This window comes from Epilithonimonas sp. 33E, assembly GCF_059372615.1.
This window is the reverse complement of sequence record NZ_CM182009.1, coordinates 2,374,966-2,401,000: the sequence shown is the minus strand read 5'-3', so window position 1 is coordinate 2,401,000 and position 26,035 is coordinate 2,374,966. Positions and strand designations below refer to the sequence as shown.

Genomic DNA, 26,035 nt, shown 5'->3' with positions numbered 1-26,035 from the left:
TATGAACAACATAGACGACGAAAATTTTAAAAAGAACTGGGAAAAAACCTATGAAGAAAACCAGAGAATGGATTCGGAGACAGATGCACGAATCCAAGCGGGAATTCAGAGTAAGATAAAATCCGGCAACAAGTTCAAAAAATTATATTGGGTTGCTGCAGCTGCGGTAATCACAGGATTTGGTATTCTTTTTTATACACCTTCTTCGCCGGCTTCTGTGGAGAAAGCTCAGTCTCAATTTTATTCCAGTGTGGATTTTACGAAAAAGATTAGTCTTCCCGATGGAAGTAATATTGTCTTAGAACCTCACAGTACACTTGAACTGGCAAAGGATTTCGGCAAAACAGACAGAAAAATCACATTTACTGGAAAAGCAACTTTCGATATTGCAAAAGATAAGACAAGACCTTTTAAAATCAATGCAAAAGATTTTACAGTACAGGTTTTAGGAACTAAATTTTTCCTTGACCAAACAAGCGGAAAAGAAAAAGTGGAACTTTTTGAAGGGAAAGTAAAAGTTAATCATCAAGGTAAAATCACTTATTTGCTTCCTAACGAGTCGTGGAACAAGAATATGGAAGAAAAGCCTCAGATTTATCTTGTTGCAAATGTGAAAAGAAATTTCTCTTTCGAGGATGAAAATTTTGAAAATATCATCAACGAGTTGGAAGTGGTTTATAATGTTAAAATCGATTATCCTCAGGAATATGCTAGAAAGAAAATCAAAGGTTCATTCTCGGGCGATATGAATGAGGTCTTGTTCGCCATCTGTTATCCATTCAATCTTAAAGCTGAAAAAAAATCTGACAATCAAATACAATTAAAATAAAAAAGCACCGATAATGACGGTTATCGATGCAATAAATGATTCGACTCGCTAAAGTATAATCAAATTAATCCCCAAATTTATGAAAAAAACAGTAATGTCTGTAATCTTATTGGTTGCCACAGGTCTTCCAGTCGCTTACGGACAAGCCGGGCAAACACCGCCGGTTGCTATGAAAAAAGAGAATCGGGTGTCCATTATCAAAGTTTTTGATAAGCTCAGCAAATCTTCCAAGATTCCGTTTCTCTATTCTAGCACAGACTTCAAAGATATTAAGGTTGATGAAAATGCTATTAATTATTCTTCTTTGGAATCATCGCTTAGATATCTCAAAAAATTCTATCCGATAGAATATGAAATAAAAAATAATACGGTTGTTCTTAGAAAAACCAGTGTTAAATTGATTTCCCAGTCAGAAAATTTTCCCATTCCCAAAGATACTATTTCGGTGCAGGAGAAAAAGATTGATGAGGTTGTGATTATTGGTTATGGTAAAGTTAAAAAATCCGATGCGACAGGTTCGCTAACCACGGTAAAAATAGATGAGGAAAATGACGGTAATCCGGTAACTGCTCAGGATGCGTTGAGAGGAAAGGCGGCAGGAGTTAATATTATTTCTCCCGGGGGTGCACCTGGTGCAGGTTCTGCCATTAGGATCCGGGGAGGCTCTTCTTTGTCTGCAAGTAATGATCCTCTGATTGTAATTGACGGAATTGCTATCGACAATTCCTCAACATCAGGTTCAAGCAATATTCTCGGGATGATAAATCCAAATGACATCGAAACTTATACCGTACTGAAAGATGCATCTTCAACAGCGATCTATGGTTCCAGAGCTTCTAACGGTGTTATCATTATTACAACAAAAAAAGGAAGCAAAAAAACTCGTTACCAATATTCTTCAAACACCAAAATAGACTGGAATCCGGCAACATTAGATGTTCTTAATGCAGATGAATACAGAGATTTTATGAAAAGAACATATGCCGGTAACACAGCTGTAATTAATGGATTAGGCACGTATAATACTGATTGGCAAAAAGAGATTTATCGAACTGCTGTTAGTAATGACCAGAATTTCAGTATGACGGGAGCAGTGGCGGATGTTCCGTACCGATTATCTTTGGGATATACGAATCAGGAAGGGATTATCAGAAAAAATGCATATGAAAGAATGAATCTGAGCCTGAATCTTAATCCTTCATTTTTTGACAAGCATCTAAACGTGAACCTAAACTATAAGCCCGAGCATTGAGAATAATGATTTTATTTCCAATCCTGCAAGCGGAGCAGCTTCTTTTGATCCAACGCGTCCGGTTTATGATAATTCCAAACCTTATGGCTTAGGCTACTTTATCTGGACGGATGCTGCCGGAAAGCCGATAACCCAGGCCGGAGCAAACCCTGTTTCAGTTCTCAATCTAAGAAATGATGAATCAAAGATATTTCGTCATATTGGGAATATCCAATTGGATTATAAAATTCACGGATTTGAAGATCTGAAGCTGAATCTTAATACTGGGTTCGATATTCTGAAAAGTAAAGGCGATCTATTCATTCCGGATAACGCACCTCTTACCTGGGTTTCTGTAGGGAACGACGGACAGGGAATGACCGGTAAATATGTTAATGAAAAAAAGAACCTACAGCTGGATGCTTACGCCAATTATACCAAAACGCTTGGTGATCATAAGCTAGATGTGATGGGAGGTTATTCCTGGCAATGGTTCTGGAAAAGCTATAATAACAAGCAGACTAATCTAGTGGGGAACAAGATATATCAGAATATTGCTGATGAAAAATCGGAGTACTATCTTTTATCATTCTATGGTCGGTTAAATTATACTTTTAAGGACAAATACCTTTTCACTGCTACCTTAAGAAGTGATGGTTCTTCAAAATTTTCTAAAGAGAATCACTGGGGCTTATTTCCTTCCGCAGCTTTTGCTTGGAAGATCAATGAGGAGAATTTCTTGAAGGAGAACGGCTTTTTCTCTGATCTGAAGTTGAGATTGAGCTATGGGAAGACTGGACAGCAGGATATAGGTGGAGATTATGAATGGATGCAGACCTATACTTTTAGCCAACCCAATGCAATGTATCAGTTCGGAGACAGTTACTACACTACAATAAGACCGAACGGATACGATCCTAATCTGAAATGGGAAACTACATCCACATATAACATAGGTCTGGATTTCGGTATTTTGAATAACCGGATCTCGGGATCGGTAGAAGTGTATAAAAGGACGACTGATGATCTACTGAATAAGATTTCCGTTGCTGCAGGATCCAACCTTACCAATATGATCTATACCAATATCGGATCTATGGAAAATAAAGGGGTAGAGCTAACACTGAACACAATCCCGGTTAAAAGCGAAAGCTGGCAATGGAATCTGGACGCAAATCTTACATTCAGCAAATCAGAGATCACACAACTTACATTAGTAAATAGCCCAAATTATGGTGTTAATATAGGAAACGTTTCCGGCTCTACGGCTGGGACGATACAGATTCATTCAGTAGGTTATGCGCCGTATACTTTTTACCTCTATCAGCAGGAGTATAACGAGAACGGGAAACCGATAGAAGGAAAATATAAAGACGGAGGATTGGTGAAAAGTAAAAATCCGATGCCCAGGGCTTATCTGGGATTGTCTTCCAAAGTGAGCTATAAAAACTGGTATCTCGGATTTAACGCACATGCCAATTTCGGAAACTATGTCTATAATAATGTCAAATCAAAGGATTATAAGTCCAGAACTTTGCCTACAAACGGAACATATACCAATATCCTGAGCTATACAGCCAATGAAGGCTTTGAGAATCTGCAGCTCTATTCTGATTTTTTCCTAGAGAATGCTTCATTTTTTCGTATGGATAATATCACATTAGGACATAACTTCAAAAATATCAGTGATAAGTTTGATATCGGGATTAACCTCTCATTACAGAATGCTTTTGTTATTACAGGATACAGTGGTCTTGATCCGGAAGTTTATTTGGGTATTGATAATAATATCTATTCCAGACCACGTTCAATCCTTTTCGGGCTTAATGTTAACTTTAAATAATTTTACGATGAAACGTTTATATATCATTCCTTTTATATTTTTGCTTTTTACGGCAGGTTCATGTATCAATGATTTGGATACAGCTCCAATCAATCCCAATATAGTTACCACGGAACAGGTATATTCCAATCCGGACAATTACAAAGGTGTTTTGGCAAAATGTTATGCAGCATTATGCCTTAGCGGTCAGCAAGGGCCAACTGGTGATCCTGATCTTGGTAATTTTGATGAAGGTTACAGTTCATTCATCCGTTTGGCATTTTATGTCCAGGTACTGTCGACAGATGAGGCGATAATGGGTTCGCAGACCAACGGATTGAGACAGATGGCTACCAACACCTGGGATTCTAACACCGCTATTTTAAATGGTTATTATGCAAGATTATACCAGATCATCGGTTATACTAACGAGTTTTTGAGACAGACTACTGATGCCAAACTTCAGGAAAGAGGACATACGGATCCAGGTTTCAAGCAACAGGTTGCTAATTTCAGGGCAGAAGCGCGCTTCCTCAGAGCTTATTCTTATTGGGTTTTACTGGACACCTTTGGTAAGGTCCCTTTCGTCACAGATTCCGATAAATTAGATCCGCAGTTTTTGCCCAGACAGATCTCAAGAAGTGATCTTTATGCTTATGTAGAAGCCGAATTAAAAGATATTGAAACCGCTCTCCCGGAAACCAATGAATATGGAAGAGTTGATAAAACGGCAGCAAATTTTTTATTATCAAGATTATACCTTAATGCCCAGATTTATACCAATGCTCCACAATGGGATAAGGCAGCAGAGTATGCCGAAAAAGTGATTGGTAGCCATTACAGTCTGGCATCAAAATATCTTTATAATTTTCTGGCAGATAATCATACATCTTCTGAGATCATCTGGTCTCTGAATATGGATGGTATAAAAGCTAAAACCTATGGCGGTACAACATTCTTTGTCTTAGCTCAGACCGGAGGAACAATGCTCACTTACCTGAATATGGGAATCTCAGGAGGCTGGGGGAATATTCGTGTCCGTCCGGAGTTTGTCAACAAATTTCAAACGACGGATCAGGGTTTTACAACTACAGATCCCAATGCATTTGCAAAAGGTGACAGCAGGGCTTTGTTCTTCAACATTGGACATAAGAAGGATATTGCTGCGCTTCCCGGAACCTTTCAGGATGGTTATGCTTTTACTAAATGGAGAAATGTTACTAAGAATGGAGTAGCAGGTTCTGACGCTGCTTATGTAGACACAGATTTCCCTATGTTCCGCCTTGCTGAGGCTTATCTGAACGCTTCGGAAGCTTATCTGAGACTGGGAAAATCCTCCGAAGCGCTCAATTATATTAATGTTATTAGAAACAGAGCTTATAATAATGGAAATGGAGCAATCACTCTTTCTGACCTGAGCCTTAATTTCATCTTGGATGAAAGATCAAGAGAGCTGTCATGGGAATTATTGAGAAGAACGGATCTTATCCGTTTCAACAGATTTACTACAGGCGATTATCTCTGGAGCTGGAAAGGAAATGTCCAGGCTGGAAAAGCCGTGGATTCCAAATTCAATATATATCCATTGCCATCTGCAGACATTACAGCAAACCCGAACCTGAGCCAGAATGCTGGCTACTAACAAGAATTGATTCTCACAAATCAAGTTTATATTATTTTCTTTTAAAGAACTTCCTATCTAAATTGATGGGAAGTTTTTACTTGATTAAGATAAAATATTACCATTATAATTAAAACAATTATTTTCAGATAAATTGATAATTTTTTTGAAAAATAGTTGTATTTAATTTAAAATAATTAAATTGCGCGCCCTTCCTGATACAAAAAGATTTACATCGAAGATTTTATGACCAAAAAAGGACAGATAGTAGAAATCCCTGCAAGCGCTCTAATCTATAGCAGAGAATTGCCGGTATTTCATTCAAAAAAAGATGAACTCATCTGGAAATCTCGGAAAATAGAGTATTCTTTGTTTGACGGTTTTTTGGTCGGTGAACACCAAGGTGTAGAAAATTTCAGGATTGGACAAAGAAAAGGAATCAATGTAGGTGGAAAAAAAGAGCCTTTGTATGTCATCTGGATTGATGAGAAAGAGAACAGGCTTTTTGTGGGAGCAGGAGATTCGCATCCGGGACTTTTGACGAGTGTTATTCGTCTTGGAGAAAATTTAGAATTAAGTGATATTAATTTTTCTAAAGAAGAATTAGAAAATGGGATTGATGTAGAAGTTTCGACTCAGATTAATGAAAATAAAATTCAGACTAAACTTTATGGATTTGATAAAAGCTTTTTTCTGGAGTTTGAAAACAAAATCTCAGTAACTATTGAGGAACATCCATTCGATATCATTTATCACGATAGAATTATAAAGAGTTATTAAAATAATTAAATATTTACTTATGAAATTAAAGGTTTCCTTTTTTGCAAGTATTTTATCTTTCTTTGCCTTTGCACAGTCAGCTCCGTCGTATTATTCGGGAGTTAACTTTAGCAAGACAAAAAATGACTTAAAAGCTGATCTTGCAACATTAATTACAACAACCCATACAGAGACTATTGCTTACTCTGAAGGATTGGCATCTCTATTCAAAACAAGTGATGCGGACCCGGAAAATCCATCCAATATCTTATTGATTTACGGATCACAAAGTTCCGGAACTCACCAGAGAAGCCGTCCTTATAGTGGCAGCTGGAACAGAGAGCATGTGTATGCAAAATCAAAAGGGACACCTAATTTGGGGACTTCCGGTCCGGGTTCAGATGGTCACCACCTGCGTCCTGCAGACAATACTTTGAACAGTACAAGAGGGAGTTTGTTATTTGATGACGGAACCGGGGCAACTGCTTATAAAACAAGTCGTGGAGGTTGGTTTCCTGGTAATGAGTGGAAAGGAGATGTCGCGAGGATCCTGATGTATATGTATGTAAGATACAACACAAGATGTTTGCCATTGAACATCACAATGAATCCTGCAACTTATTCTTCAGACTTTCCGGATATTCTTTTGAAATGGAATGTCGAAGATCCTGTTTCCGATTTCGAAAGACAAAGAAATAATGTGGTTTATGGGGTTCAGCACAATAGAAACCCATTTATTGATAATCCTTATTTGGCAACAGTAATATGGGGTGGCCCTGCTGCTCAGAACACTTGGCCGGATACGTTCAACGGAGGAACAACAGTTGATTCCGAAGCACCAACTACACCTGTGAATGTTTTGGTTTCCGGAAAAACATCTTCAAGCATTTCTTTATCCTGGACGGCTTCTACAGATAATGTTGCTGTAAGCGGATATGATATTTATGTTGATGATGTGTTAAAAACCAGCGTTAATACCAACAGTGGAATAGTAACAGGACTTGCGCCTGCTACAACCTATTCATTCTATGTTGTGGCGAAAGATGCGGCTGGAAACAAATCCGGAAAAAGTGCAACTGTACAAGGAACTACCGACAATACAAGCACACCTGGTACAGGAACAACTTGCGGAACTGAAGATTTCGAAAGTATGCCGGCAACCAATTCTTCTTATCTGGACAGAGAATGGTCTAACCAGAATATTGTTTGGACTGCAACCAATGCAAGAACAGATAAGCAGATCTATATCGACGGAGACAATAACAGAGCCATCTGTTTGAGAAAAGGTTCATTGAAATCATCTACAATTTCCGGAGGTATCGGTTCATTAACGGTTAAAACTTATCTGCCTTTTAGTGATTCAGACGGTAATTATACATTGAAGGTTAATGGAGAGGTAAAAGGTCAGATTCCTTATTCCAAAACGGCTAAGACTTATACGATCAATGATATCAATGTAGAAGGCAATGTAATTATTGAGCTGGTAGATGATATCACAAACAATAGAGTTTCTTTTGATAACTTGTCTTGGACTTGCTACACTAAAATGGCAGTTGAAGAATCAGCTTCTAAAAATCAAAAATTAACAGTGTATCCAAATCCTGTTAAAAACGGTGAATTGTTCATCGCCGGAATCTCTAAAAATGAAACAGTTCAGATTTACAGTGCCAGCGGAGAATTGATTCAAACAATCAATAACGTTAACAACAACGAAAAAATCAGCTTGAAAAAGCTTTCTAAAGGTGTTTATTTTGTGAAAACAAAATCCAGCAGTACGAAAGTAATTGTGGATTAACCTAATTCAAATCATAAAAAAGGTCAGGAGTTTCTTCTGGCCTTTTTTATTTTCAGTAAACTTTTGAAATCTACTGTCAAATATCATTTGGTATATGGGACTAATACTTTATTTTTGTTGTATTGAAAGCATTCATTTCCATATTCATTATCTTCACAATCGCATTGCGACCGGTAATGCCATTGATAGATTATACCGTGAATTACAATTACATCACCAAAAATCTTTGTGAGAACAGAGCAAAAAAGGAAATGAACTGTAATGGGAAATGCTATTTAGCCAAAGAACTTTCCAAATCCTCTCAGAACTCTGCAAAGCAAGACCAGCTGAAGCTTTCTGTATTCTCAGAATTATTCACAGTCGGAAATGTTTTCACTGTTCTTAATGAGTTCAATTTCAATTCGGACATTCAAAAACAGAACTTTTATTTAAGTTCATTCTACAATTTCTCATTAAACTCAAGGATATTCCATCCACCGTTGATTTAGTAATAAAAGAATCATTCCAATTAAGCGAAGCTCCTCTTTGTGCCTTAAAAACATTTATTATTAAAAAATAATCTTTGTGCCTTTGTGTTTAACAAACCAATATTAGCTGAACAAAGCTGCCTTTGCGTTAGAATAATAGCTCAAACTTTTTTAAGCGAAGCGACTTTGTGAGCCTAAATAAGCATAAAGTAAAAAATCTTTGTGCGCTTTGTGTTCAAAAGCTTTAACAATACAATTAAATCAACTTCAAAAAAATGAAATTCAATATATCAATGATATTACTTTCGGTATCTGTACTGTCTTGTGCGCAGGAAACACCAAAAGTAAAACAGGTTTCCAAAATGAAACCCAAAACCGACCTCAAAGGTGTAAAGGTCGTGAATGCCGATGATCCGATCTGTCAAATGAAAACAGCAGAATTCCTAAAAGATACTATTGTTTATAAAGGCAAAACTTATGGATTCTGCAGCGACCATTGCAAAAAAGAATTCAGGAAAAGTCCAGCTAAATATGCTCTGAAATGACAAACAAAAAGAAACAGAAGGCTTTCCAGAAAAGTAAACTGATTCTGCCGATTATAGTTTTTGCGGTACTATTTTTGGTGATAGGAATTGGGATGAGCTATTTCAAAAAAAGTCTTTACACGATAATGAAAGTTCCGGAATTTGCGCTCACAGACCAGAATTCCAGGAAAATTACTAATAAAGATATGCTGGGAAAAGTTTATCTCGTAGAGTTCTTTTACAGCCGTTGCCCCACGATTTGTCCCGTGATGAATTCCAATATGAAATACATCGATGAGCAGATCAACAATCCGGATTTTGGAATTATCTCGATCAGTATAGACCCAACCAATGATACGCCGGAAGTTCTGAAAAATCACGCTAAAATGATTGGAGCCAAGTCGCCCAATTGGCATTTTCTATCAGGAGACCGGGATTATATCGGTAAATTAGCGGATATGTTCGATATCTATGTAGGTGACAAGGAAGATGATTCAGAAAGCCTCAATCATAGCGGGATGATTGCATTGGTAGATAAAGAAGGAAACCTCCGTTGCCGGTTTGATGAGAACAATATGCCGGTTCTTTATTATTCTGGACTGAATTATGAAGATGAAGCTGGAACTAAAACCAGTCTGAGAGGGAAATATCATCCGGATAGGGAAAAATTGATAGAAGATATCAGAAAATTATTAAAATAAAATTTAAAACCTTTATGCGCGAAGCGCCTTTATGATCCTTAAACAGTTAGTTGAAAAAGAGAATCTTTGTGCACTTTGTGTTAAATAATTAACATTAACAATAAATCGTATAATATGAAAGTATTAAAAATTTCAGCTGCTGCATTCCTATTAGCAGCACAGTTTGTAACGGCACAATTCAAGCAAACGCCTCTTCCTTATGCTTACAATGCTTTGGAAGGTTCTGTAGATGCGCAGACCATGGAGATCCATTATACCAAACACGCGGCAGCTTATGTTTCCAATCTTAACAAAGCCATTGCCGGAACACCATTGGAAAAAGAGAGTTTGGAAAAGATTCTTTCCCACATTTCAAAAGAAAGCCCTGCGGTTAGAAACAACGCCGGCGGACACTATAACCATGAGTTGTTCTGGACTGTGTTAACGCCTGAGAAAAATACTCAGCCTTCTGCAAAATTGGCAAAAGCAATCAACGATTCTTTCGGGAGTTTGGATGCTTTGAAGGAGAAGCTGAGCAAAGCTGGTGCTGATCGTTTCGGTTCAGGTTGGGCCTGGTTGGTAGTAACGGCTGACAAAAAATTGGCGGTGACTTCTACAGCTAACCAAGACAATCCTTTGATGGACCTTGCGGAGGTGAAAGGAACGCCTATCTTCGGAATTGATGTTTGGGAGCACGCTTATTATCTTAAATATCAGAACAAAAGAGCAGATTACTTAGCTGCACTTTGGAACGTTACCAACTGGAAAGAGATCAGCAGAAGATACGAGGAAGCTATTAAATAACAGCCTCAATATATCAAAAAAAAAGCACAGCTAGCCTGTGCTTTTTAAAATCCTCAAAACAAATTCTTGAAACTCATCTTTAATCTCTTACTCGTTTTTTATCTGGTGCTCAAACCGGTGTTGCCATTGGTAGAGTATGCGGTTAACTATGATTATATTTCAGACGTTTTGTGTATCAACAAGAAAAAGTCGGAGCTGCATTGCAACGGCAAGTGTTACCTCGGAAAAGAGTTCGCCAAAAACAGCTCAGAAGATTCCAAATCCAAAAATCCGACACAGAAAATCATCGACTGTTATATTCCGATTGAGATTGCTGCAGTCAAAACAGTAGGGCAAAGATTCTTTACCAGCCTTACTTTCAAACACACCACAGATTATTCTTATCTGTATCTGAAACACATTTTCAGACCTCCAATTGTTTAGATAATATAGTCATTAGGACGATTCCCTCTCCGACGCTAAAGCAGCCACTCGGGTCGGGCTATCCGCTCATACTCCTCGGTCAACGGCTCCGCTTCGCTCCGCCGCTGCCCTGTGGGGTAACCGCTGCTATCCCTATCGCAGCATAGCACGAAACTTACATTTCAAAAAAATAGTCTTTTAGTAATTTAAAAGATAGCAAAAGTTATGAGCATTTGACGAAGTCAAATCTTTGTGCCTTAAAAACATAGAATTGCTCAAAAAAACCTTTGTGCCTTTGCGTTTAAAAAAATAACAATACAACATCCAAACAAATGAAAATCTATAAACTCTTATCATTATTATTCATCACAATTCTAACATTTTCATCATGCAGTAACAGCGACGATGACGATGTTCAGGACAACACAACTGGTAATCTTCAGGTCAAGTTCGAGAATGGTTTCAACAATCTCGGTGATATCGTGCTCAATCAGACTACACAAACCTCAGTCAATGGACAGAAACACCAGTTTTCAACGCTTAAATACATAATCAGCAACATCTCACTCGTCGATGAAAACGGAGCGGAATTCAAATACAATTATAATAATCCGGACAAAGGTGCTTTCATCATCAACCAGGAAGAAGCCAAAGGCGGAATAGTTTATATCAACCTTACCGAGATCCCAAAAGGTAATTACAAGAAAATCAAATTAGGCTTAGGCATCAGTCCCACAGCTTATCTTATTGGTCAGGATGGACAAGGTTTGTTTTGGGATAAAGCCAAACAAGAAGGAATGGCTTGGTCTTGGGCTGCTGGTTATATCTTCACAAAACTTGAAGGAAAGTATGGAACATCAACAACTGATACCGAGTTTATGAACCATTGCGGTAATATGGGCGACACCACAGCAAACGGAACTGCAGATCTTTATAGGGAAGTTGTTTTGGATTTACCGACTACAGCCAGAGTGAATAAGGATATTACACCTTCTATCCACATCCTTGCAGACTTTAACCAATATCTGAGCGGGAAAAAAACACTGACTTTAGATACCAGTAACAATATGGCGATGGGCAGCAGCCAGCATCTGGCGGATGTCAGCAACAACCTTATTAATATGTTCAGAGTTGACCATGTTCACAATGATTAATCCAATTCTACCATTCCAAAGGGAGCAGGTGCGTTCTCTTTGGATTTTCATTGCATTTTCTATAATGTTAATGTCATGTACGTACGAATACGAAGGCGAAGCTTTTGAAGAAGACAAAGCTTACAATCTGGAGATTCCGGCTAATTTTCCGGCACTGTTATTTGACACAGATAAAAACCCTGTAACCGTTAATGGCGTTGCTTTGGGTAAGAAGTTATTTTATGAAGGCAAACTGTCCCGTAACAATACCATTTCTTGTGGATTCTGTCATATTCAGGAGTATGCTTTTACACATCACGGACATCCTGTGAGTCACGGGATTGATGATAAATTGGGCATTCGCAATGCACCACCGATTCAGAATATGGCATTTCTCAAAAATTATACATGGGATGGCGTGAGTCATAATCTGGATGAACGTTCTCTGGTGCCGATAACGACTGATTTTGAAATGGACAGTTCTCTGCCCGAAGTCGTTTCAAAACTAAGTCAGGATGCCAGTTACAAAAGGCTATTCAAAGCAGCTTATGGCGATGACAATATCACAGGAGAAAGAGTTTTGAAAGCCCTGTCTCAGTTTATGGGCACAATGATTTCCGCCGATTCCAAATACGACAAAATGAAGAAAGGAACAGCGGCATTTACCAATGAAGAAAAGCAAGGTTTGGCATTATTTCAAACCAAATGTGCAAGTTGTCATTCAGGAGATTTGTTTACTGATGAAAGTTACCGGAATACCGGGATGTATTATAATGCACAATATGACGACCGTGGCAGATACCGTGTGACATTGGACTGGAACGACAATATGAAATTCCGTGTGCCAAGCCTCCGAAATGTAGAATACACTGCACCTTATATGCACGACGGACGTTTCTATTCTTTGGATGCTGTGCTCAATTTCTATTCGGATAATGTTGAGAATCAGGCCAATCTGGACCCGATTCTGAAACAAAACGGACGTATCGGTATCCCAATGACAACGCTGGAAAAACAGTACATCATCGCTTTCCTAAAAACCCTCAGCGACCAACAATTTATTACTAACAAGCAATTTGCAGAATAGTAGCTATTAATACGAAACTGCTATTGTCATTGCGAACGAAGTGAAGCAATGTCCAATAATAATTAACTCGCAGATTTTACAGATCAAGCGGATTTAATAATCTGCAAAATCCTAAAAATCTGCGAGAAATAAATATAAATCTCATCAAAGTGAAGCGCCTTTGTGAGACTACCAACAGCATTTGAAACAAAAACCTAATGCCCTTTGTGTTCAAAACCAAAACTTTTGTGCCTTTTGTGGTTAAATAAAAATCAACAATGAAAAAATCAATCCTATCCCTAATACTAATCATCCTGTCTCAGCAAATAAAAGCCAACCGGGACAGCCTTTACATTCCACAATACCAAAACCAAATACAGCATCTATCCAGCTACGAAGAATTTTTCTGCGACGCCTGTGGTTGTGCTGCCGGCAATGGCTCATCCGGCTTCGAATCCCTGCTGAATCCTCAGTTCATCGGTATCAAATATTTTGCACAGCATTACAAAGCCAAAGAAAACCTGTTCACGCAGGATTTGACACAGGACCAGTATTTTAACACCATTCAGCTTTGGGGCAAGATTCCGGTAACTCAGAAATTAAGTATTTATGGTAGCATTCCGTTTCAGTTTCATGAGAAGAAAACCCTGCAGGGTGATATTAAGATCAATGGAATAGGGGATGCCAGCCTAATGGGCATCTACGAAATCCTCAGGTCCAAAAGCGAATACCACCAGCTGAATGGTGGTTTAGGGATTAAAATTCCTTTGGGAAAATTTGATGAGAAAGGGATCACAGGCGTTAATCCGAGTTTTCAGCTGGGGACGGGAAGCTGGGATTACCAGGTGGCATTGAGCTACACATTCCGGAAAAACTTCTTTGCATTGATGTTGAATACCGATTATACCCTCAAAACAGAAAATAAAAAACATTACCGTTTCGGCAACCAGTGGAATTATTCTGCAACAGGATTTTACAGGTTGTGGCGTAACGAGAAGAGCATCTTTTCCGGCAAGCTGGGTTTGCAAGGGGAAGTCTATGACTGGAACAGGCAGTTTAGTGAGGTGATGCCCGGAACTGCCGGCAGCGCTTTGTACGGCAAGTTGGGATTCGAGGTGTCTTATAAAAAGTTCAGTCTCGGCAGTGAGCTGATGTTGCCGGCTTATAACCGATTAGCGGGTAGCAATATCGAAGCCAAATCCAGGTTAAGCTTATTTCTGAATTTTGGATTGTGATCATTTGGTAATTTAAATCATAAAATTTTATACGTTTGGCAAAATAAATTGAATAGCATGGTCGTTCTAGGGGGAAATCACAAAAACTACAATGATGAAAACCAATTTTCCTTCAGAAGAGTCCTATGACTATTTATTCCATGTATTGTTAAAGGAATTGATCAGCCGTATTGATAATTTAGCACTCAAAACCGTTCGCAAAGACCTTCTGGATAGTGCCGATCTCAAGCAGATGTATAACCTGAGCGACAGTTCTATTTACCGTTTAAGGCGAAACGGGAAAATCAAGTTTATTAAGCTGGGCGGCAAATACTATTATTCCCGCCAGTCCATAGAAAATTTGCTGAAATAAAACAAGGCTTTATTTTTTGAATTAATAACCCATGCCATTTATATAGTATGGGTTTTTGTATTGTGATCCAGGATATTGACTATGGAGTTCAATTCACTGTCATCCTGAGTAGGGTCGAAGGATCTTTACAAAATCAGCCCAATCCGCCATCTCTGCGAGAATAATATTTAACTCTCACTTTGATTACAACCGTGTCATCCTGAGCGGAGCCGAAGGATCTTAATATGTTCATCATCTTAATTACCGGAAATCTGGTCAGATCTTCCCGGTATTCTCCCACCTTTCTTCGGTATTTGTTTGGAAAAAGGATGTTTTTCCGAAGAATACCCGAAGGATTTCCGAACAATTCTCGAAGGAATACAACATATGACCGGTCAAAACCAGTCAGAACCGGTCAAAACCGTTCAGGGGTGTACAGGCTGTTGTTTTCTGCAATACCTTCGTGTTACAAATTTTAAAAATCTTTGATATGGCAACATTAAACAAAGGAATCCTTGGCGGATTCTCCGGTAAAGTAGGAACAGTAGTAGGCGCTAACTGGCGTGGTCTGGACATCATCCGCAGCCGTCCTAAAATTTCAAAACGCAACCCCACGGAAAAGCAGCTTGAGCAGCAGATGAAATTTAAGTTGGCGATCAGCTTTTTGCAACCTGTTAAGTCAATCCAGTCGTTGTATTTCGGGTCGGAGAGCGGGGTAAAATCCAGGGTGAACCTGGCGGTGTCCTATACAATTAGTGAGGCGATACAGGTGGTGGCTGGTCTGCCGGAGCTGATCTACAACAAAGTACTGATTACCCGTGGCGAACTCACCAGCTTCCAGAATGCAGTGCTCACCACTCAGCCGGGCGGTGTGCTGCATCTGGAATGGGAAGATAACAGCACGCAGGGCAATGCCGCACCGGCAGATCAGGTCAGCCTGGTGTGCTACTGCGAAGAGCTGAAGAACTGGGAGATCTATGAGGGTATCGTGATGCGTTCCGACCTGATGGCGGACGTCACGCTTCCTGCGTATTGCCTGGGTAAGACAATGGAAGTCTATGCCTTTCTGAATAATGAAAAGCAGACGGGTGCTTCCACAAGTTTCTACCTCGGTCAATATCTGGTGAACTGATGCAGGAGATCCACTCGCAAGAGTGGATTTTTTATAGAATGTCTTTTTTTATTAAGGATAATTTAATTTCAGGAAAATATATTATTTTTACCGGAAAAATTATAAAGCGTCATGTTTTGACGTTATCAGTTGATAATATTGCAACTGATTTGATTAGTAACTATAAAAACTCAAATTATGAAAAAGATTTCTACCACACTATTGGTGCTGGGTTCTGCTGTACTCTTTTCGCAGAAGATTTCCTGGCAAAAGAATCTGGAATCCGGGACACAGGATTTTCTTTCCGGTCTGGCGGTTACGATCGATGGACAATACTTAGTTTCTGGGTAATGTTCCAAACAAGTTGGTAAATAAAAACAGTATTGATATTTAATACTGTTTTTATATAGAATAGGATATAGAAATTGATTTTTGAAATAGTATTGCAGATAGCCAGAGCAAAAGAAAATATAAAACAGGCTGTCTAAAATGCTGAGAACCATAACAGGTGTTCCAGATGTGTTGGTTATCTTAATACATGGATTTCCATTCAAGAATTAAAAGTTGCACCTTTAACAAAGTTTATAATTCATAAATCCCGCTCGGCATTATATTTTCTTTGATGTGATATATTAATCACCAAAAAATAAATGTTATGTCAAAGAAAATTGCAATACTCGCAACAGATGGCTTCGAAGAAAGTGAATTGAAATCCCCAAAAGAACATCTGGAACAGCAAGGCTGGACAGCACATATCGTCAGTCCAAAACCGGGAACAATCAAAGCCTGGGCAGAGAAAGATTGGGGACAGGAATATGAAGTGGACAAAACCCTGGATAGCGTATCGGCCTCTGATTACGAAGCTCTGGTTTTGCCAGGCGGTGTTATCAACCCCGATCAGTTGAGAACCAATGAAAAAGCGCTGTCCTTCGTTCAGGATTTTTTCACACAGCATAAGCCGGTCGCAGCGATCTGTCACGGTCCGCAAATCCTTATCAATGCGGATGCGGTCAAAGGCAGGAAAATGACCTCTGTCAATTCCATCAGTACCGATCTTAAAAATGCTGGAGCAGTATGGGAAGACAGTGAAGTAGTGGTGGACAATGGATTGGTAACCAGTCGTACACCGGAAGATTTACCGGCTTTCAATGCGAAAATGGTAGAAGAGATCAAAGAAGGAAAGCACGAAGATCAGAATCTCTAGAACAGAATATTATATAAAATCCCCGGAGCAAATGTTCCGGGGATTTTTATATCTATTGACAAGCATTCATTGATTTGGGCTTACAGACGCACTTCATTGATGCTCAGCTGATCAATGAGTTTCTGGATATTCTCCAGGTCTTTCAGCACTTTTTGATAAGAGGATTTGGCATATTCGGCAAAAGACGCTTTTGGCTGCCGTATGTCTTCTGTTTCGAAAACGTGATTGAGTTGGGGATTTTCCACCATATGATCTTTATATTCATCCAGGCATTGATTGACAATGGATTGTTTTTTTCTGCAGGTCATTCGTTTTTTAAGTTTCTGAAGGGAGCTGATCATATAAGGATTATCGTTATAAGGATTCACAAAATTGCTGTTATCCTGTTCTCCCTGGTAAATAAAAAAGCCGTCGTCTCCCGGCATTTTCAAAAAGTTTTTATCGAATATCATTGTGAAAAAGTGTTAAGTTAATATCAAATTAATAGTGGTATATAAAATTCAATATCAATTTTAAGACCATAAATGAATTCGAATTATCATTTATCTGTTTATTAATGTTTGATACAAACAATTCGGCAATGAGTCTTCGTATTTATAGTTATGATGCTAATTTTTTATTAAATGTAATTAATACTTCATATCATGTTGATTATAAACAATATCAATTGGACTTGATATAAAATTTCGATTTAAAAGCCTCCAATTTTGGCAAATACTTTGATGTGAAAATTTCAAGAAAATCTAGTTCATAGTGTATTAGATTTTTTGATAAGGAGGGCAGCAATGTCCTCTTTTCTGGCAATCCATATATTAATTATATTTTACTCATGGAGAGAAGCAGCTCAGATTGTTTCTCTCTTTTTTATTTAGATGGCGTAATTGTTTGGCAGACAAATTGTTAATTTAATGAGCATCACACACTAAATAATATTATTATGAAAAATTCAATCTTAAGTCTTCTGGTTGTAACGGCATTGGTAGCCTGCAAAAAAAGTGAAACGACGACAATGGATACAGCCGGTGACAGCACGGCTATAACAACACCTAATGATTCTGCTGCAATGAACACCGACAGTACAGTGATGCCTGCAGATTCCACATCTGCCGGAACAGGGAAAACTACCGGTACTAATCTGAGTACGCAGGATAAAAAGTTTGCTGATGCTGCTGCAAGAGGTGGAATAATGGAAGTGCAAATGGGGCATCTGGCTTCCACCAATGCTTCCAATGCGGCTGTGAAATCTCTTGGAGCAATGATGGTTAAGGATCACAGCAAAGCGAATGATGAGCTCAAACAATGGGCGTCAGCTGTGGGTTATACATTGCCAACAGGCCTGGATGCAGATAAGCAGAAAAAATATGATGATCTGAAGGCTAAAAAAGGTGCAGACTTTGACCGTGCCTATACAGATCTTATGGTTAGTGATCATAAAAAAGATATTGCGGAGTTCAAAGAAGAAGCGTCCAAAGGATCAGAGGCTTCTTTAAAAGCATTTGCCGGCAAAACCGTTCCGACTCTGGAACATCACCTGATGGAATCAGAAAAAGCCAAATCGGCAGTCAAATAATAGATGCTAAATAATAAAGTTATGTTGAAAAATTGAGCAATTACTGCTCAATTTTTTTTGCATATTTTCAGAAAATAAAAGGTTACCCCTTTATTTCACCAGATCCAGATCGGGTTGGGCATATTTGTGCACTTTCATGTAGAGCGTAGTTTTAGTCTGAAATACGCCTTCTATTTTAGCAATTTTCTGATTGACCAGCTGGTGAAGCTGTTCATTATTTTTACTCATAATATCGACTTCGATATCAAATTCTCCGGCTGTATTGGCCAGGAAGCTGACTTCCGGCATTTTCAGAAGAGTATCTATCACACTTGGGATCAGGTTGGCAGGACGCACCGAGACTGCAATATTCGCGTAAGCATTGAAACCGACATTCTGAGGATTGATTCTTCCAACGATCTGGATGGTCTTTTCCTCGATAAGTTTGGTCACGCGGCTTCTAACATTACTGATAGAAACTTTGAGTTTATCGGCTATTTCTGTAAATGATGCACGGCCGTCTTTTTGGAGTTCTTTGAGAATTAGAAAATCAATTTCGTCCAGCTTATTTTCCATTTAGAATAAATTTTACACAAAAGTATCAAATTTTTGCAAATTTTTTAGAATGATTATAAATTATTGTAAAAATTGCATATTATTGAAAATTGTTTTTTAGATTAGCTTTCGTTAAAATCTTTATAAAATCATTAATAAAAATGTCAAATAAATACGGAAAAGTTAATAATTGTATTAATGGAGTCTTTGTTGGAACCATTACAGATCGCTGGATGAATGTGGAATCTCCGCTAACCGGTGAAGTGATTGCGGAAGTGGCTGTATCTTCAAAAGACGATTTGGATAAAGCAGTTTCGGCAGCAAAAGAAGCTTTTAAAACATGGTCAAAAACTCCAATAAAGGATAGGGTTCAGGTTTTTTTCAGATACAAGAGACTTCTGGAAGAGAACATCAACGAGTTATCAGCGTTGATTCAGGAAGAAAACGGGAAAACCCTGGACGAAGCCAGGGCCGAGATAGAAAAAAGCATTGAGCTGACTGAGTTTGCTGTGTCACTTCCTCAGTTGATCCAGGGTGAGATTCTGGAAGTAAGCAAAGGGGTAGAATGCAGAACAGAACATGCAGCTTTAGGTGTTGTTGCCTCTATTGTACCGTTTAATTTTCCTTCAATGGTGCCTAATTGGACAATCCCAAATGCAATAACACTCGGCAATACGATGATCCTGAAAACATCAGAATTAGTTCCTTTGAGTGCTCTGAAAATTGCAGAGCTTCTGAAGCAGGCAGGTCTTCCGGATGGTGTATTCAATATCGTACATGGTGAAAAGGAGATTGTGGAAGCTATCTGTGATCATCCTGATATAGAAGCAGTATCATTTGTAGGATCCACAAAAGTTGCCAAGATTGTCTATCAAAGAGCTACATCTAATCTTAAAAGATGCCTGGCGCTGGGGGGTGCGAAAAATCATCTGTTGGTTTTACCGGATGCGAATCCCGAAATGACTGCTGCTAATGTGACAGCATCAATGTCGGGTTGCGCAGGACAAAGATGTATGGCAGCTTCGGCAATGGTGGCTGTTGGGCAGACAGATCATATTATTGAAAAAATGGTGCAGGAAGCTAAAAATGTGATTCCCGGGAAAAACCTTGGTTCCGTGATTTCAAAAGCTGCTAAGGAAAGAATAGAAAATTATATCACCCAGGCTGAGAAAGATGGGGCAAAAATACTTTTGGATGGAAGAAATTATAAAGTTGAGGGTAAGGAAAACGGCTATTATGTCGGTCCTACAATTATAGATTTTGTGACACCGGAAATGTCTGTGGCAAAAGAAGAGATCTTCGGGCCGGTTATCTCCATTATCAGAAGCCGGAGTCTCGAAGATGCTTTGAAAATTGAAAATGCCAATCCTTATGGTAACGCAGCTTCCGTTTTTACACAAAGCGGCGGATTAGCCAGATATGTGATGGAAAATGCTTCGGCCGGCATGATTGGTGTTAATATCGGTGTGCCCGTACCGAGAGAGCCTTTTTCCTTCGGAGGCTGGAACGAATCCAGATTCGGGGTGGGAGATATCACCGGAAAAAGTTCTATCGAGTTCTGGACCAAGCTGAAAAAGATGACTACTAAATGGAATCCCGAAGCCGGAATCAACTGGATGAGCTAAAGTATTGCAAATTATGAATTTCAAATTTCAAATCAATGATGTCAGAAACATTAGAAAATAAAGTCAATAGACAGGAAGTTATTGACAATGCGCTCGATTACACGATAATGTCATGGTCCAAACAGAAAGGAATCGACCCGTTTGCGGTAGAAAGAGCAGAAGGTGTATATCTTTATGATTACAGCGGGCAAAAAATCATTGATTTTTCTTCCGGTCTCATGAATTCCAATATCGGTTACGGAGACCAGCGTGTGACAAATGCTGTTGTAAAACAGATGCAGCAGGTAGCCTTCATTTCGCCAAGCTGTGTTTCAAAGGTCCGAGGCGACTTGGGTAAGAAGCTTGCAGAAATTTGTCCAGGCGATCTGAACCGTGCTTTCTTCACGGTTTGTGGAGCAACATCTAACGAAAATGCTATTAAATTAGCTAGACTTTATACAGGCAGACATAAGATCTTTACAAGATATCAGTCTTATCATGGCGCTACGATTGGTGCCATTTCGGCAGGTGGGGACCCTAGGAAAATCCCTGTAGATACCCAGCAAGCGCCCAACTTTGTTCACTTCGATTTGCCTTATGCTTATCGTTACGAATACGGTGAAGACAACCTCCTGAAAGATGCAGTTGCTTCATTGGAAAGGCAAATTGAATATGAAGGTCCCGGAACTATTGCTGCTATTCTTCTGGAAGGCGAATCCGGAACTTCTGGCTGCTTGCAGTATCCCAAAGGTTATCTGAAAAAAGTGAGAGAAATCTGTAATAAGCATGGTATATTATTGATCATGGATGAAGTAATGTCAGGTTTCGGAAGAACCGGGAAATGGTTCGGATTTCAGAATCATGATATTATTCCGGATATGATTGTTATGGCCAAAGGTCTTACTTGCGGCTATCTTCCATTGGGATGTGTAATGGTTTCAGAAAAGATCGCCTCTAAATATGATGACGCAGTACTGCCATTAGGGCTGACCTATTCCGCTCACGCTGTTTCGTGTGCTGCCGCTATGGAAGTGATCAGGATATATGAAGAAGATCATCTTATCGAAAGAGCCGCAGAAATGGGAAAATATCTGGAGTTCCGAATTGAAGAAATGAAAAAGATTCATCCTTCAATCGGTGATTTTAGGAATACAGGACTGCTTGGCTGTCTTGAGCTGGTGAAAAACAGGGAAACCAAAGAACCAATGGCGCCTTTCAATGCAAAACCGGATGAAATGATGGTAATGAATAAGGTTGCTGCTAAAATCAAAGAACTGGGAATGTATACTTTCGTAAGATGGGGCTATATTTTTATTGCGCCACCATTGATTATTACAAAAGAAGAAATCGACAAAGGGCTGGCAATTATTTCAGAAGCTCTTAAGATTGCTGACGAAGCTACATACTAACACTATTTTATTAAATAATGCCGGATATCAATACTGATCGTGTTTTTGATCCAAAACTTTATAATGAAGATTTGGCTCCTGTTTCTCCAAATAAAAGAACCTGGGGAACATGGAATTATGCCTCATTATGGATCAGTATGTCAATGTGTATCCCAACCTATATGCTGGCAAGTTCTCTGATAGAAGGTGGGATGAACTGGTGGCAATCGGTAATGACTATATTTTTAGGAAATCTTATTGTGTTGATTCCGATGATTCTTAACGGTCACGCTGGGACAAAATATGGAATTCCTTTTCCGGTATTTGCAAGAGCCAGTTTTGGAACTGCGGGCGCTAATATTCCTGCATTACTAAGAGCAATTGTCGCATGTGGATGGTTTGGGATTCAGACGTGGATTGGTGGGGTTTCATTTTATCAGATTTTGAGAGTCTGGATGCCTTCATTTTCGGAGCCAATGGTCACGGGATTTTTCCCTCCAGCCTTGGAAATGGTCTGCTTTCTGATTTTTCTGGCAATCAATATGATTGTGGTTTATTTTGGAGTAGACAGCATTCGTAAATTATTAGTTTTTAAAGCAGTATTCCTTCCGGCTGCAGCTTTTGCTCTTTTATTTTGGGCAATATACTCAACAGATGGTCTGGGCAGAATACTAGATCAACCCTCTAAGTTTCAAACATCTTCAGAATTCTGGAAGTTTTTTTTCCCTGCTCTGACGGGAATGGTTGGATTCTGGGCAACATTATCATTGAATATCCCGGATTTTACAAGGTATGCCACTTCCCAGAAGGCTCAAATCAATGGACAAATGATTGGTTTGCCTCCGTCTATGGCAGTTTTCTCATTCATTGGCGTGGTAGTGACTTCTGCGACTACGATTATATATGGAACCACAATTTGGGATCCGGTAATTCTTGCAGGAAAATTTGAAAATAAAATCCTGGTGACTTTAGCGATGTTAGCAATCGCCATTTCTACTTTAGCAACTAATATTGCGGCGAATATTGTAAGTCCTGCCAATGATTTTGCCAATCTCAATCCAACTAAAATTACTTTCAGAACGGGTGGTTATATCACGGGTATTATTGGGATATTAATATGTCCCTGGAAGCTGATTGCAGATCCTTCCGGGTATATTTTTACCTGGCTGGTCGGTTACTCAAGTTTGCTTGGACCGATTGGTGGCATTATGATTTCAGACTACTTTTTTGTCCGAAAGCAAAAGTTGATTCTTGAAGAATTATATCAGGAAGGAAAAACTTATTCTTACAAAAACGGATTCAATTCCAAAGCCATTATGGCACTGATTCTTGGAATTCTCCCTAATATTCCTGGATTTTTAGTTACTGTTAAATTAATTTCTGCAGATTTGGTTCCGGAATGGCTGACAAACCTTTATCACTATGGTTGGTTTGTCGGATTCTTCATCAGCGGATTGGTTTATTTTATCTTAATGAAAAACAAAATTAAAGAACCAAAAAAGCATCATTAATAATTTATCATTCATCATTTTTATAATCACGTATGAGTATTTTAATCAAAAACGGAAATATAGCCACAGCTTCAGAAAATTTCATTGGCGATATTTTTATCGAAGGTGAAACGATTTCGGCCATCGGAAAGAATTTGAATTATGAAGCGGATAAAGTCATTGAAGCTTCCGGAAAATTGATTTTTCCTGGAGGAATAGACCCGCATGTTCATCTGGATATGCCGTTTATGGGAACTTTTTCCAGCGATTCTTATGAAACCGGAACCCGTGCTGCGTTATTTGGCGGAACGACTATGGTTATCGATTTTATTTTGCAGACTCAGGGAAAATCACTTCGTTCTGCTTTGGAAGAATGGAAGGGAAGAAGCGACGGAAATGCTGTTGGCGATTACAGTTTTCATATGGCTGTTACCGATTATAATGAGAATACAAAACCGGAAATCCGTGAAATGATTGAAGAGGAAGGTATTACTTCTTTCAAAACGTTTATGGCTTACAAAGGTGCATTGATGGTTGATGATCGTCAGATGGTTGGCTTGATGGAAGAAGTAAAACAACACGGCGGACTTATCAATGTTCATGCAACCAATGGTGATATGATTGATTATCTGGTTCAGAAAAATAGAAATGAAGGGAATCGGGCACCGATTTACCATTATTTGTCACAACCGGAAGTAACCGAAGCAGAAGCCAGTGAACGTTTTGTAGATATGACGAATTTCACAGGTTGTCCCGGCTATATTGTTCATCTGACCTGTGAAGGTGCTCTTAATGCAGTGAGAAATGCAACCAGAAGAAATCAGCACGTTTTTGTGGAAACCTGTATCCAGTATTTGATTCTTGATGCAAGTTTGTATGAGCAGGATTTTGAAGGTGCAAAATGGGTAATGTCGCCACCATTACGAGAGAAAAAAGACCAGGAAACGCTTTGGGCAGGAATTAACCAAGGATTGGTCAATGTCGTGGCAACAGACCATTGTCCGTTTTTTTGGGAACAGAAACTAATGGGAATTGATGATTTTTCCAAAATCCCAAATGGTCATCCGGCCGTAGAAAACCGGATGGAGCTTTTGTATTCTGAAGGTGTCGATAAAGGTAGAATCACATTAAGTAAATTCGTGGAAGTAGCTTGTACCAATCCTGCAAAGATTTTCGGGATGTATCCTAAAAAAGGAACAATTTCTATTGGCTCTGATGCTGATTTAGTCATTTTCGACCCGAATGAAAAGCATACGATTTCTGCAAAAACCCATCATATGAATGTGGATTACAGCGGTTACGAAGGCTGGGAAGTGACCGGGAAAGTAAAAACAGTCTTACTGCGTGGAAAAGTTGCTATTGATAATAATGAATGCCTTATTCCAAAAGGCTATGGTCAATTCATTAAAAGAAGCAAAGTTTCAGACAAAATATAAAAACTAATAATTCATAACTTATAACTGAAAACTATGTCTCGAATCATAAAATCAGGATTAATCCAGATGTCTCTGGCAAAAACAGAAGGCGAAGGAACCATTGAAGAAATAAAACAGGCCATGTTGGAAAAACATCTGCCTTATATCGAGGAAGCTGGTGAAAAAGGCGTACAGATTTTATGCTTTCAGGAGATTTTCAACACACCTTATTTTTGTCCTGGTCAGGATTCGAAATGGTATGAGTCGGCAGAAACGGTTCCCGGTCCTACAACGGATTTGATGTCGGAATATGCCAGAAAATACCAAATGGTCATCATCGTTCCGGTTTATGAAAAAGATGGTGCTGGAATTCTTTACAACACAGCGGCTGTCATAGATGCAGACGGGAAATATCTCGGGAAATATCGCAAAAATCACATTCCGCAAACGGGTGGATTCTGGGAAAAATACTTCTTCAAACCCGGAAATATGGGCTATCCTGTTTTCCAGACAAGATATGCTAAAGTCGGGGTTTATATCTGTTACGACAGACATTTTCCGGAAGGAGCAAGAGCTTTGGGAGTCAACGGAGCAGAAATCGTTTACAATCCTTCTGCAACAACAGTCGGACAGTCTCAATACCTTTGGAAGCTGGAGCAGCCGGCTCACGCTGTAGCCAATGGTTATTTTATGGGCTGCATCAACCGTGTTGGGACAGAAAAACCCTGGAACCTCGGGAAATTCTACGGAACTTCTTATTTTGTCAATCCTTTAGGTGAAATCTTTGCAACAGCATCCGAAGATAATGATGAGCTTCTCATTGCCGAATTTGATTTGGATCTGATAGACCAGGTGCGCTCCAAATGGCAGTTTTACAGAGACAGACGACCAGAGACTTACGATGACTTAACTCGATTATAAATTTTTATGGCAGCTATATCCGCCTTCCACTCCCGCTTTGTCACTCTGAGGCTCTCGAAGAGTCCGTTCAAGCCGGGCTGCACTTTGTAGATAAAATAA

The 26,035-nt window shown here is 39.0% G+C and carries 26 protein-coding genes; 24 read left to right on the top strand and 2 right to left on the bottom strand.

Annotated elements, in window-relative coordinates:
- The first annotated feature begins 1 nt into the window (after position 1).
- The 18 genes from AC5P2S_RS11015 (at position 2) to AC5P2S_RS10930 (ending at position 17,014) form a co-directional block, all read left to right on the top strand.
- On the top strand, positions 2–829 hold the full coding sequence (locus AC5P2S_RS11015; protein WP_494554859.1) for a FecR family protein: 828 nt from the start codon (positions 2–4) through the stop codon (positions 827–829).
- Between the two features lie 79 nt (positions 830–908).
- Entirely contained in the window at positions 909–2,081 is a 1,173-nt protein-coding gene (locus AC5P2S_RS11010; protein ID WP_494554858.1) for a TonB-dependent receptor plug domain-containing protein, read from the top strand.
- Positions 2,065–3,903: a TonB-dependent receptor domain-containing protein gene (locus AC5P2S_RS11005; RefSeq protein WP_494557024.1), complete on the top strand. Its 1,839-nt coding sequence runs from the start codon at positions 2,065–2,067 to the stop codon at positions 3,901–3,903. Before AC5P2S_RS11010 ends, AC5P2S_RS11005 begins: the two co-directional genes overlap by 17 nt.
- A gap of 7 nt (positions 3,904–3,910) precedes the next feature.
- Positions 3,911–5,524 carry a RagB/SusD family nutrient uptake outer membrane protein gene (locus AC5P2S_RS11000; RefSeq protein WP_494554857.1) on the top strand — a complete coding sequence of 538 codons (1,614 nt, stop codon included), beginning with the start codon at positions 3,911–3,913 and terminating at the stop codon, positions 5,522–5,524.
- Positions 5,525–5,749: 225 nt separating this feature from the next.
- A complete protein-coding gene (locus AC5P2S_RS10995) occupies positions 5,750–6,283 on the top strand; it encodes a tRNA methyl transferase PRC-barrel domain-containing protein (protein WP_494554856.1) in 534 nt (177 codons plus the stop codon).
- Positions 6,284–6,302: 19 nt separating this feature from the next.
- Positions 6,303–8,057 (top strand): endonuclease, encoded by a 1,755-nt coding sequence (locus AC5P2S_RS10990; RefSeq protein ID WP_494554855.1) that lies wholly within the window; start codon positions 6,303–6,305, stop codon positions 8,055–8,057.
- 122 nt (positions 8,058–8,179) lie between these two features.
- Positions 8,180–8,545 (top strand): hypothetical protein, encoded by a 366-nt coding sequence (locus AC5P2S_RS10985; protein WP_283418004.1) that lies wholly within the window; start codon positions 8,180–8,182, stop codon positions 8,543–8,545.
- A 254-nt stretch (positions 8,546–8,799) separates the two neighbouring features.
- On the top strand, positions 8,800–9,069 hold the full coding sequence (locus AC5P2S_RS10980) for a YHS domain-containing protein (RefSeq protein WP_283418005.1): 270 nt from the start codon (positions 8,800–8,802) through the stop codon (positions 9,067–9,069).
- Complete coding sequence (locus AC5P2S_RS10975) at positions 9,066–9,749, top strand: SCO family protein (RefSeq protein ID WP_494554854.1); 684 nt, start codon at positions 9,066–9,068, stop codon at positions 9,747–9,749. Before AC5P2S_RS10980 ends, AC5P2S_RS10975 begins: the two co-directional genes overlap by 4 nt.
- A 114-nt stretch (positions 9,750–9,863) precedes the next feature.
- On the top strand, positions 9,864–10,532 hold the full coding sequence (locus AC5P2S_RS10970; protein WP_283418007.1) for a superoxide dismutase: 669 nt from the start codon (positions 9,864–9,866) through the stop codon (positions 10,530–10,532).
- A 66-nt stretch (positions 10,533–10,598) separates the two neighbouring features.
- Complete coding sequence (locus tag AC5P2S_RS10965) at positions 10,599–10,955, top strand: hypothetical protein (RefSeq protein ID WP_494554853.1); 357 nt, start codon at positions 10,599–10,601, stop codon at positions 10,953–10,955.
- A gap of 311 nt (positions 10,956–11,266) precedes the next feature.
- Entirely contained in the window at positions 11,267–12,088 is an 822-nt protein-coding gene (locus tag AC5P2S_RS10960; protein ID WP_494554852.1) for an MbnP family protein, read from the top strand.
- Complete coding sequence (locus AC5P2S_RS10955) at positions 12,072–13,154, top strand: cytochrome-c peroxidase (RefSeq protein WP_494557023.1); 1,083 nt, start codon at positions 12,072–12,074, stop codon at positions 13,152–13,154. Before AC5P2S_RS10960 ends, AC5P2S_RS10955 begins: the two co-directional genes overlap by 17 nt.
- Positions 13,155–13,411: 257 nt before the next feature.
- Complete coding sequence (locus tag AC5P2S_RS10950; protein ID WP_494554851.1) at positions 13,412–14,368, top strand: transporter; 957 nt, start codon at positions 13,412–13,414, stop codon at positions 14,366–14,368.
- A 91-nt stretch (positions 14,369–14,459) separates the two neighbouring features.
- Complete coding sequence (locus AC5P2S_RS10945) at positions 14,460–14,720, top strand: helix-turn-helix domain-containing protein (protein ID WP_494554850.1); 261 nt, start codon at positions 14,460–14,462, stop codon at positions 14,718–14,720.
- A 469-nt stretch (positions 14,721–15,189) separates the two neighbouring features.
- Complete coding sequence (locus AC5P2S_RS10940) at positions 15,190–15,831, top strand: DUF6266 family protein (protein WP_494554849.1); 642 nt, start codon at positions 15,190–15,192, stop codon at positions 15,829–15,831.
- Between the two features lie 177 nt (positions 15,832–16,008).
- Positions 16,009–16,161 carry a hypothetical protein gene (locus AC5P2S_RS10935; RefSeq protein WP_494554848.1) on the top strand — a complete coding sequence of 51 codons (153 nt, stop codon included), beginning with the start codon at positions 16,009–16,011 and terminating at the stop codon, positions 16,159–16,161.
- 304 nt (positions 16,162–16,465) lie between these two features.
- Positions 16,466–17,014, top strand: coding sequence for a type 1 glutamine amidotransferase domain-containing protein (locus tag AC5P2S_RS10930; protein ID WP_494554847.1), 549 nt, complete (start codon positions 16,466–16,468; stop codon positions 17,012–17,014).
- 80 nt (positions 17,015–17,094) lie between these two features.
- On the opposite strand, the gene AC5P2S_RS10925 is transcribed toward AC5P2S_RS10930, so the two are convergent.
- On the bottom strand, positions 17,095–17,466 hold the full coding sequence (locus AC5P2S_RS10925; protein ID WP_494554846.1) for a hypothetical protein: 372 nt from the start codon (positions 17,464–17,466) through the stop codon (positions 17,095–17,097).
- Positions 17,467–17,951: 485 nt separating this feature from the next.
- On the opposite strand from AC5P2S_RS10925, the gene AC5P2S_RS10920 reads away from it, so the two are divergent.
- Complete coding sequence (locus AC5P2S_RS10920; protein ID WP_494554845.1) at positions 17,952–18,584, top strand: DUF4142 domain-containing protein; 633 nt, start codon at positions 17,952–17,954, stop codon at positions 18,582–18,584.
- Between the two features lie 90 nt (positions 18,585–18,674).
- Here the strand turns inward: AC5P2S_RS10920 and AC5P2S_RS10915 are convergent, their stop codons facing one another.
- Positions 18,675–19,139 (bottom strand): Lrp/AsnC family transcriptional regulator, encoded by a 465-nt coding sequence (locus AC5P2S_RS10915; protein WP_283418117.1) that lies wholly within the window; start codon positions 19,137–19,139, stop codon positions 18,675–18,677.
- Between the two features lie 140 nt (positions 19,140–19,279).
- Between AC5P2S_RS10915 and AC5P2S_RS10910 the strand changes: the two genes are divergently transcribed.
- Genes AC5P2S_RS10910 through AC5P2S_RS10890 form a run of 5 tightly spaced genes read left to right on the top strand, consistent with a single transcriptional unit; the run spans position 19,280 to position 25,936 of the window.
- Positions 19,280–20,743, top strand: a complete 1,464-nt coding sequence (locus AC5P2S_RS10910; RefSeq protein WP_494554844.1) for a CoA-acylating methylmalonate-semialdehyde dehydrogenase — start codon at positions 19,280–19,282, stop codon at positions 20,741–20,743.
- A gap of 35 nt (positions 20,744–20,778) precedes the next feature.
- Positions 20,779–22,131: an aminotransferase class III-fold pyridoxal phosphate-dependent enzyme gene (locus AC5P2S_RS10905; protein ID WP_494554843.1), complete on the top strand. Its 1,353-nt coding sequence runs from the start codon at positions 20,779–20,781 to the stop codon at positions 22,129–22,131.
- A 17-nt stretch (positions 22,132–22,148) separates the two neighbouring features.
- Positions 22,149–23,621, top strand: coding sequence for an NCS1 family nucleobase:cation symporter-1 (locus AC5P2S_RS10900; RefSeq protein WP_494554842.1), 1,473 nt, complete (start codon positions 22,149–22,151; stop codon positions 23,619–23,621).
- Positions 23,622–23,653: 32 nt separating this feature from the next.
- Positions 23,654–25,036 (top strand): dihydropyrimidinase, encoded by a 1,383-nt coding sequence (hydA, locus tag AC5P2S_RS10895; protein WP_494554841.1) that lies wholly within the window; start codon positions 23,654–23,656, stop codon positions 25,034–25,036.
- A 33-nt stretch (positions 25,037–25,069) separates the two neighbouring features.
- Complete coding sequence (locus AC5P2S_RS10890) at positions 25,070–25,936, top strand: nitrilase-related carbon-nitrogen hydrolase (RefSeq protein WP_494554840.1); 867 nt, start codon at positions 25,070–25,072, stop codon at positions 25,934–25,936.
- Positions 25,937–26,035 lie beyond the last annotated feature (99 nt).

Bases quoted from the DNA above. Each gene is read 5' to 3' on its own strand.
- AC5P2S_RS11015 (WP_494554859.1), top strand. From the start codon at position 2: ATGAACAACATAGACGACGAAAATTTTAAAAAGAACTGGGAAAAAACC.
- AC5P2S_RS11010 (WP_494554858.1), top strand. From the start codon at position 909: ATGAAAAAAACAGTAATGTCTGTAATCTTATTGGTTGCCACAGGTCTT.
- AC5P2S_RS11000 (WP_494554857.1), top strand. From the start codon at position 3,911: ATGAAACGTTTATATATCATTCCTTTTATATTTTTGCTTTTTACGGCA.
- AC5P2S_RS10995 (WP_494554856.1), top strand. From the start codon at position 5,750: ATGACCAAAAAAGGACAGATAGTAGAAATCCCTGCAAGCGCTCTAATC.
- AC5P2S_RS10990 (WP_494554855.1), top strand. From the start codon at position 6,303: ATGAAATTAAAGGTTTCCTTTTTTGCAAGTATTTTATCTTTCTTTGCC.
- AC5P2S_RS10980 (WP_283418005.1), top strand. From the start codon at position 8,800: ATGAAATTCAATATATCAATGATATTACTTTCGGTATCTGTACTGTCT.
- AC5P2S_RS10975 (WP_494554854.1), top strand. From the start codon at position 9,066: ATGACAAACAAAAAGAAACAGAAGGCTTTCCAGAAAAGTAAACTGATT.
- AC5P2S_RS10970 (WP_283418007.1), top strand. From the start codon at position 9,864: ATGAAAGTATTAAAAATTTCAGCTGCTGCATTCCTATTAGCAGCACAG.
- AC5P2S_RS10960 (WP_494554852.1), top strand. From the start codon at position 11,267: ATGAAAATCTATAAACTCTTATCATTATTATTCATCACAATTCTAACA.
- AC5P2S_RS10955 (WP_494557023.1), top strand. From the start codon at position 12,072: ATGTTCACAATGATTAATCCAATTCTACCATTCCAAAGGGAGCAGGTG.
- AC5P2S_RS10950 (WP_494554851.1), top strand. From the start codon at position 13,412: ATGAAAAAATCAATCCTATCCCTAATACTAATCATCCTGTCTCAGCAA.
- AC5P2S_RS10945 (WP_494554850.1), top strand. From the start codon at position 14,460: ATGATGAAAACCAATTTTCCTTCAGAAGAGTCCTATGACTATTTATTC.
- AC5P2S_RS10940 (WP_494554849.1), top strand. From the start codon at position 15,190: ATGGCAACATTAAACAAAGGAATCCTTGGCGGATTCTCCGGTAAAGTA.
- AC5P2S_RS10935 (WP_494554848.1), top strand. From the start codon at position 16,009: ATGAAAAAGATTTCTACCACACTATTGGTGCTGGGTTCTGCTGTACTC.
- AC5P2S_RS10930 (WP_494554847.1), top strand. From the start codon at position 16,466: ATGTCAAAGAAAATTGCAATACTCGCAACAGATGGCTTCGAAGAAAGT.
- AC5P2S_RS10925 (WP_494554846.1), bottom strand. From the start codon at position 17,466: ATGATATTCGATAAAAACTTTTTGAAAATGCCGGGAGACGACGGCTTT.
- AC5P2S_RS10920 (WP_494554845.1), top strand. From the start codon at position 17,952: ATGAAAAATTCAATCTTAAGTCTTCTGGTTGTAACGGCATTGGTAGCC.
- AC5P2S_RS10915 (WP_283418117.1), bottom strand. From the start codon at position 19,139: ATGGAAAATAAGCTGGACGAAATTGATTTTCTAATTCTCAAAGAACTC.
- AC5P2S_RS10910 (WP_494554844.1), top strand. From the start codon at position 19,280: ATGTCAAATAAATACGGAAAAGTTAATAATTGTATTAATGGAGTCTTT.
- AC5P2S_RS10905 (WP_494554843.1), top strand. From the start codon at position 20,779: ATGATGTCAGAAACATTAGAAAATAAAGTCAATAGACAGGAAGTTATT.
- AC5P2S_RS10900 (WP_494554842.1), top strand. From the start codon at position 22,149: ATGCCGGATATCAATACTGATCGTGTTTTTGATCCAAAACTTTATAAT.
- hydA (WP_494554841.1), top strand. From the start codon at position 23,654: ATGAGTATTTTAATCAAAAACGGAAATATAGCCACAGCTTCAGAAAAT.
- AC5P2S_RS10890 (WP_494554840.1), top strand. From the start codon at position 25,070: ATGTCTCGAATCATAAAATCAGGATTAATCCAGATGTCTCTGGCAAAA.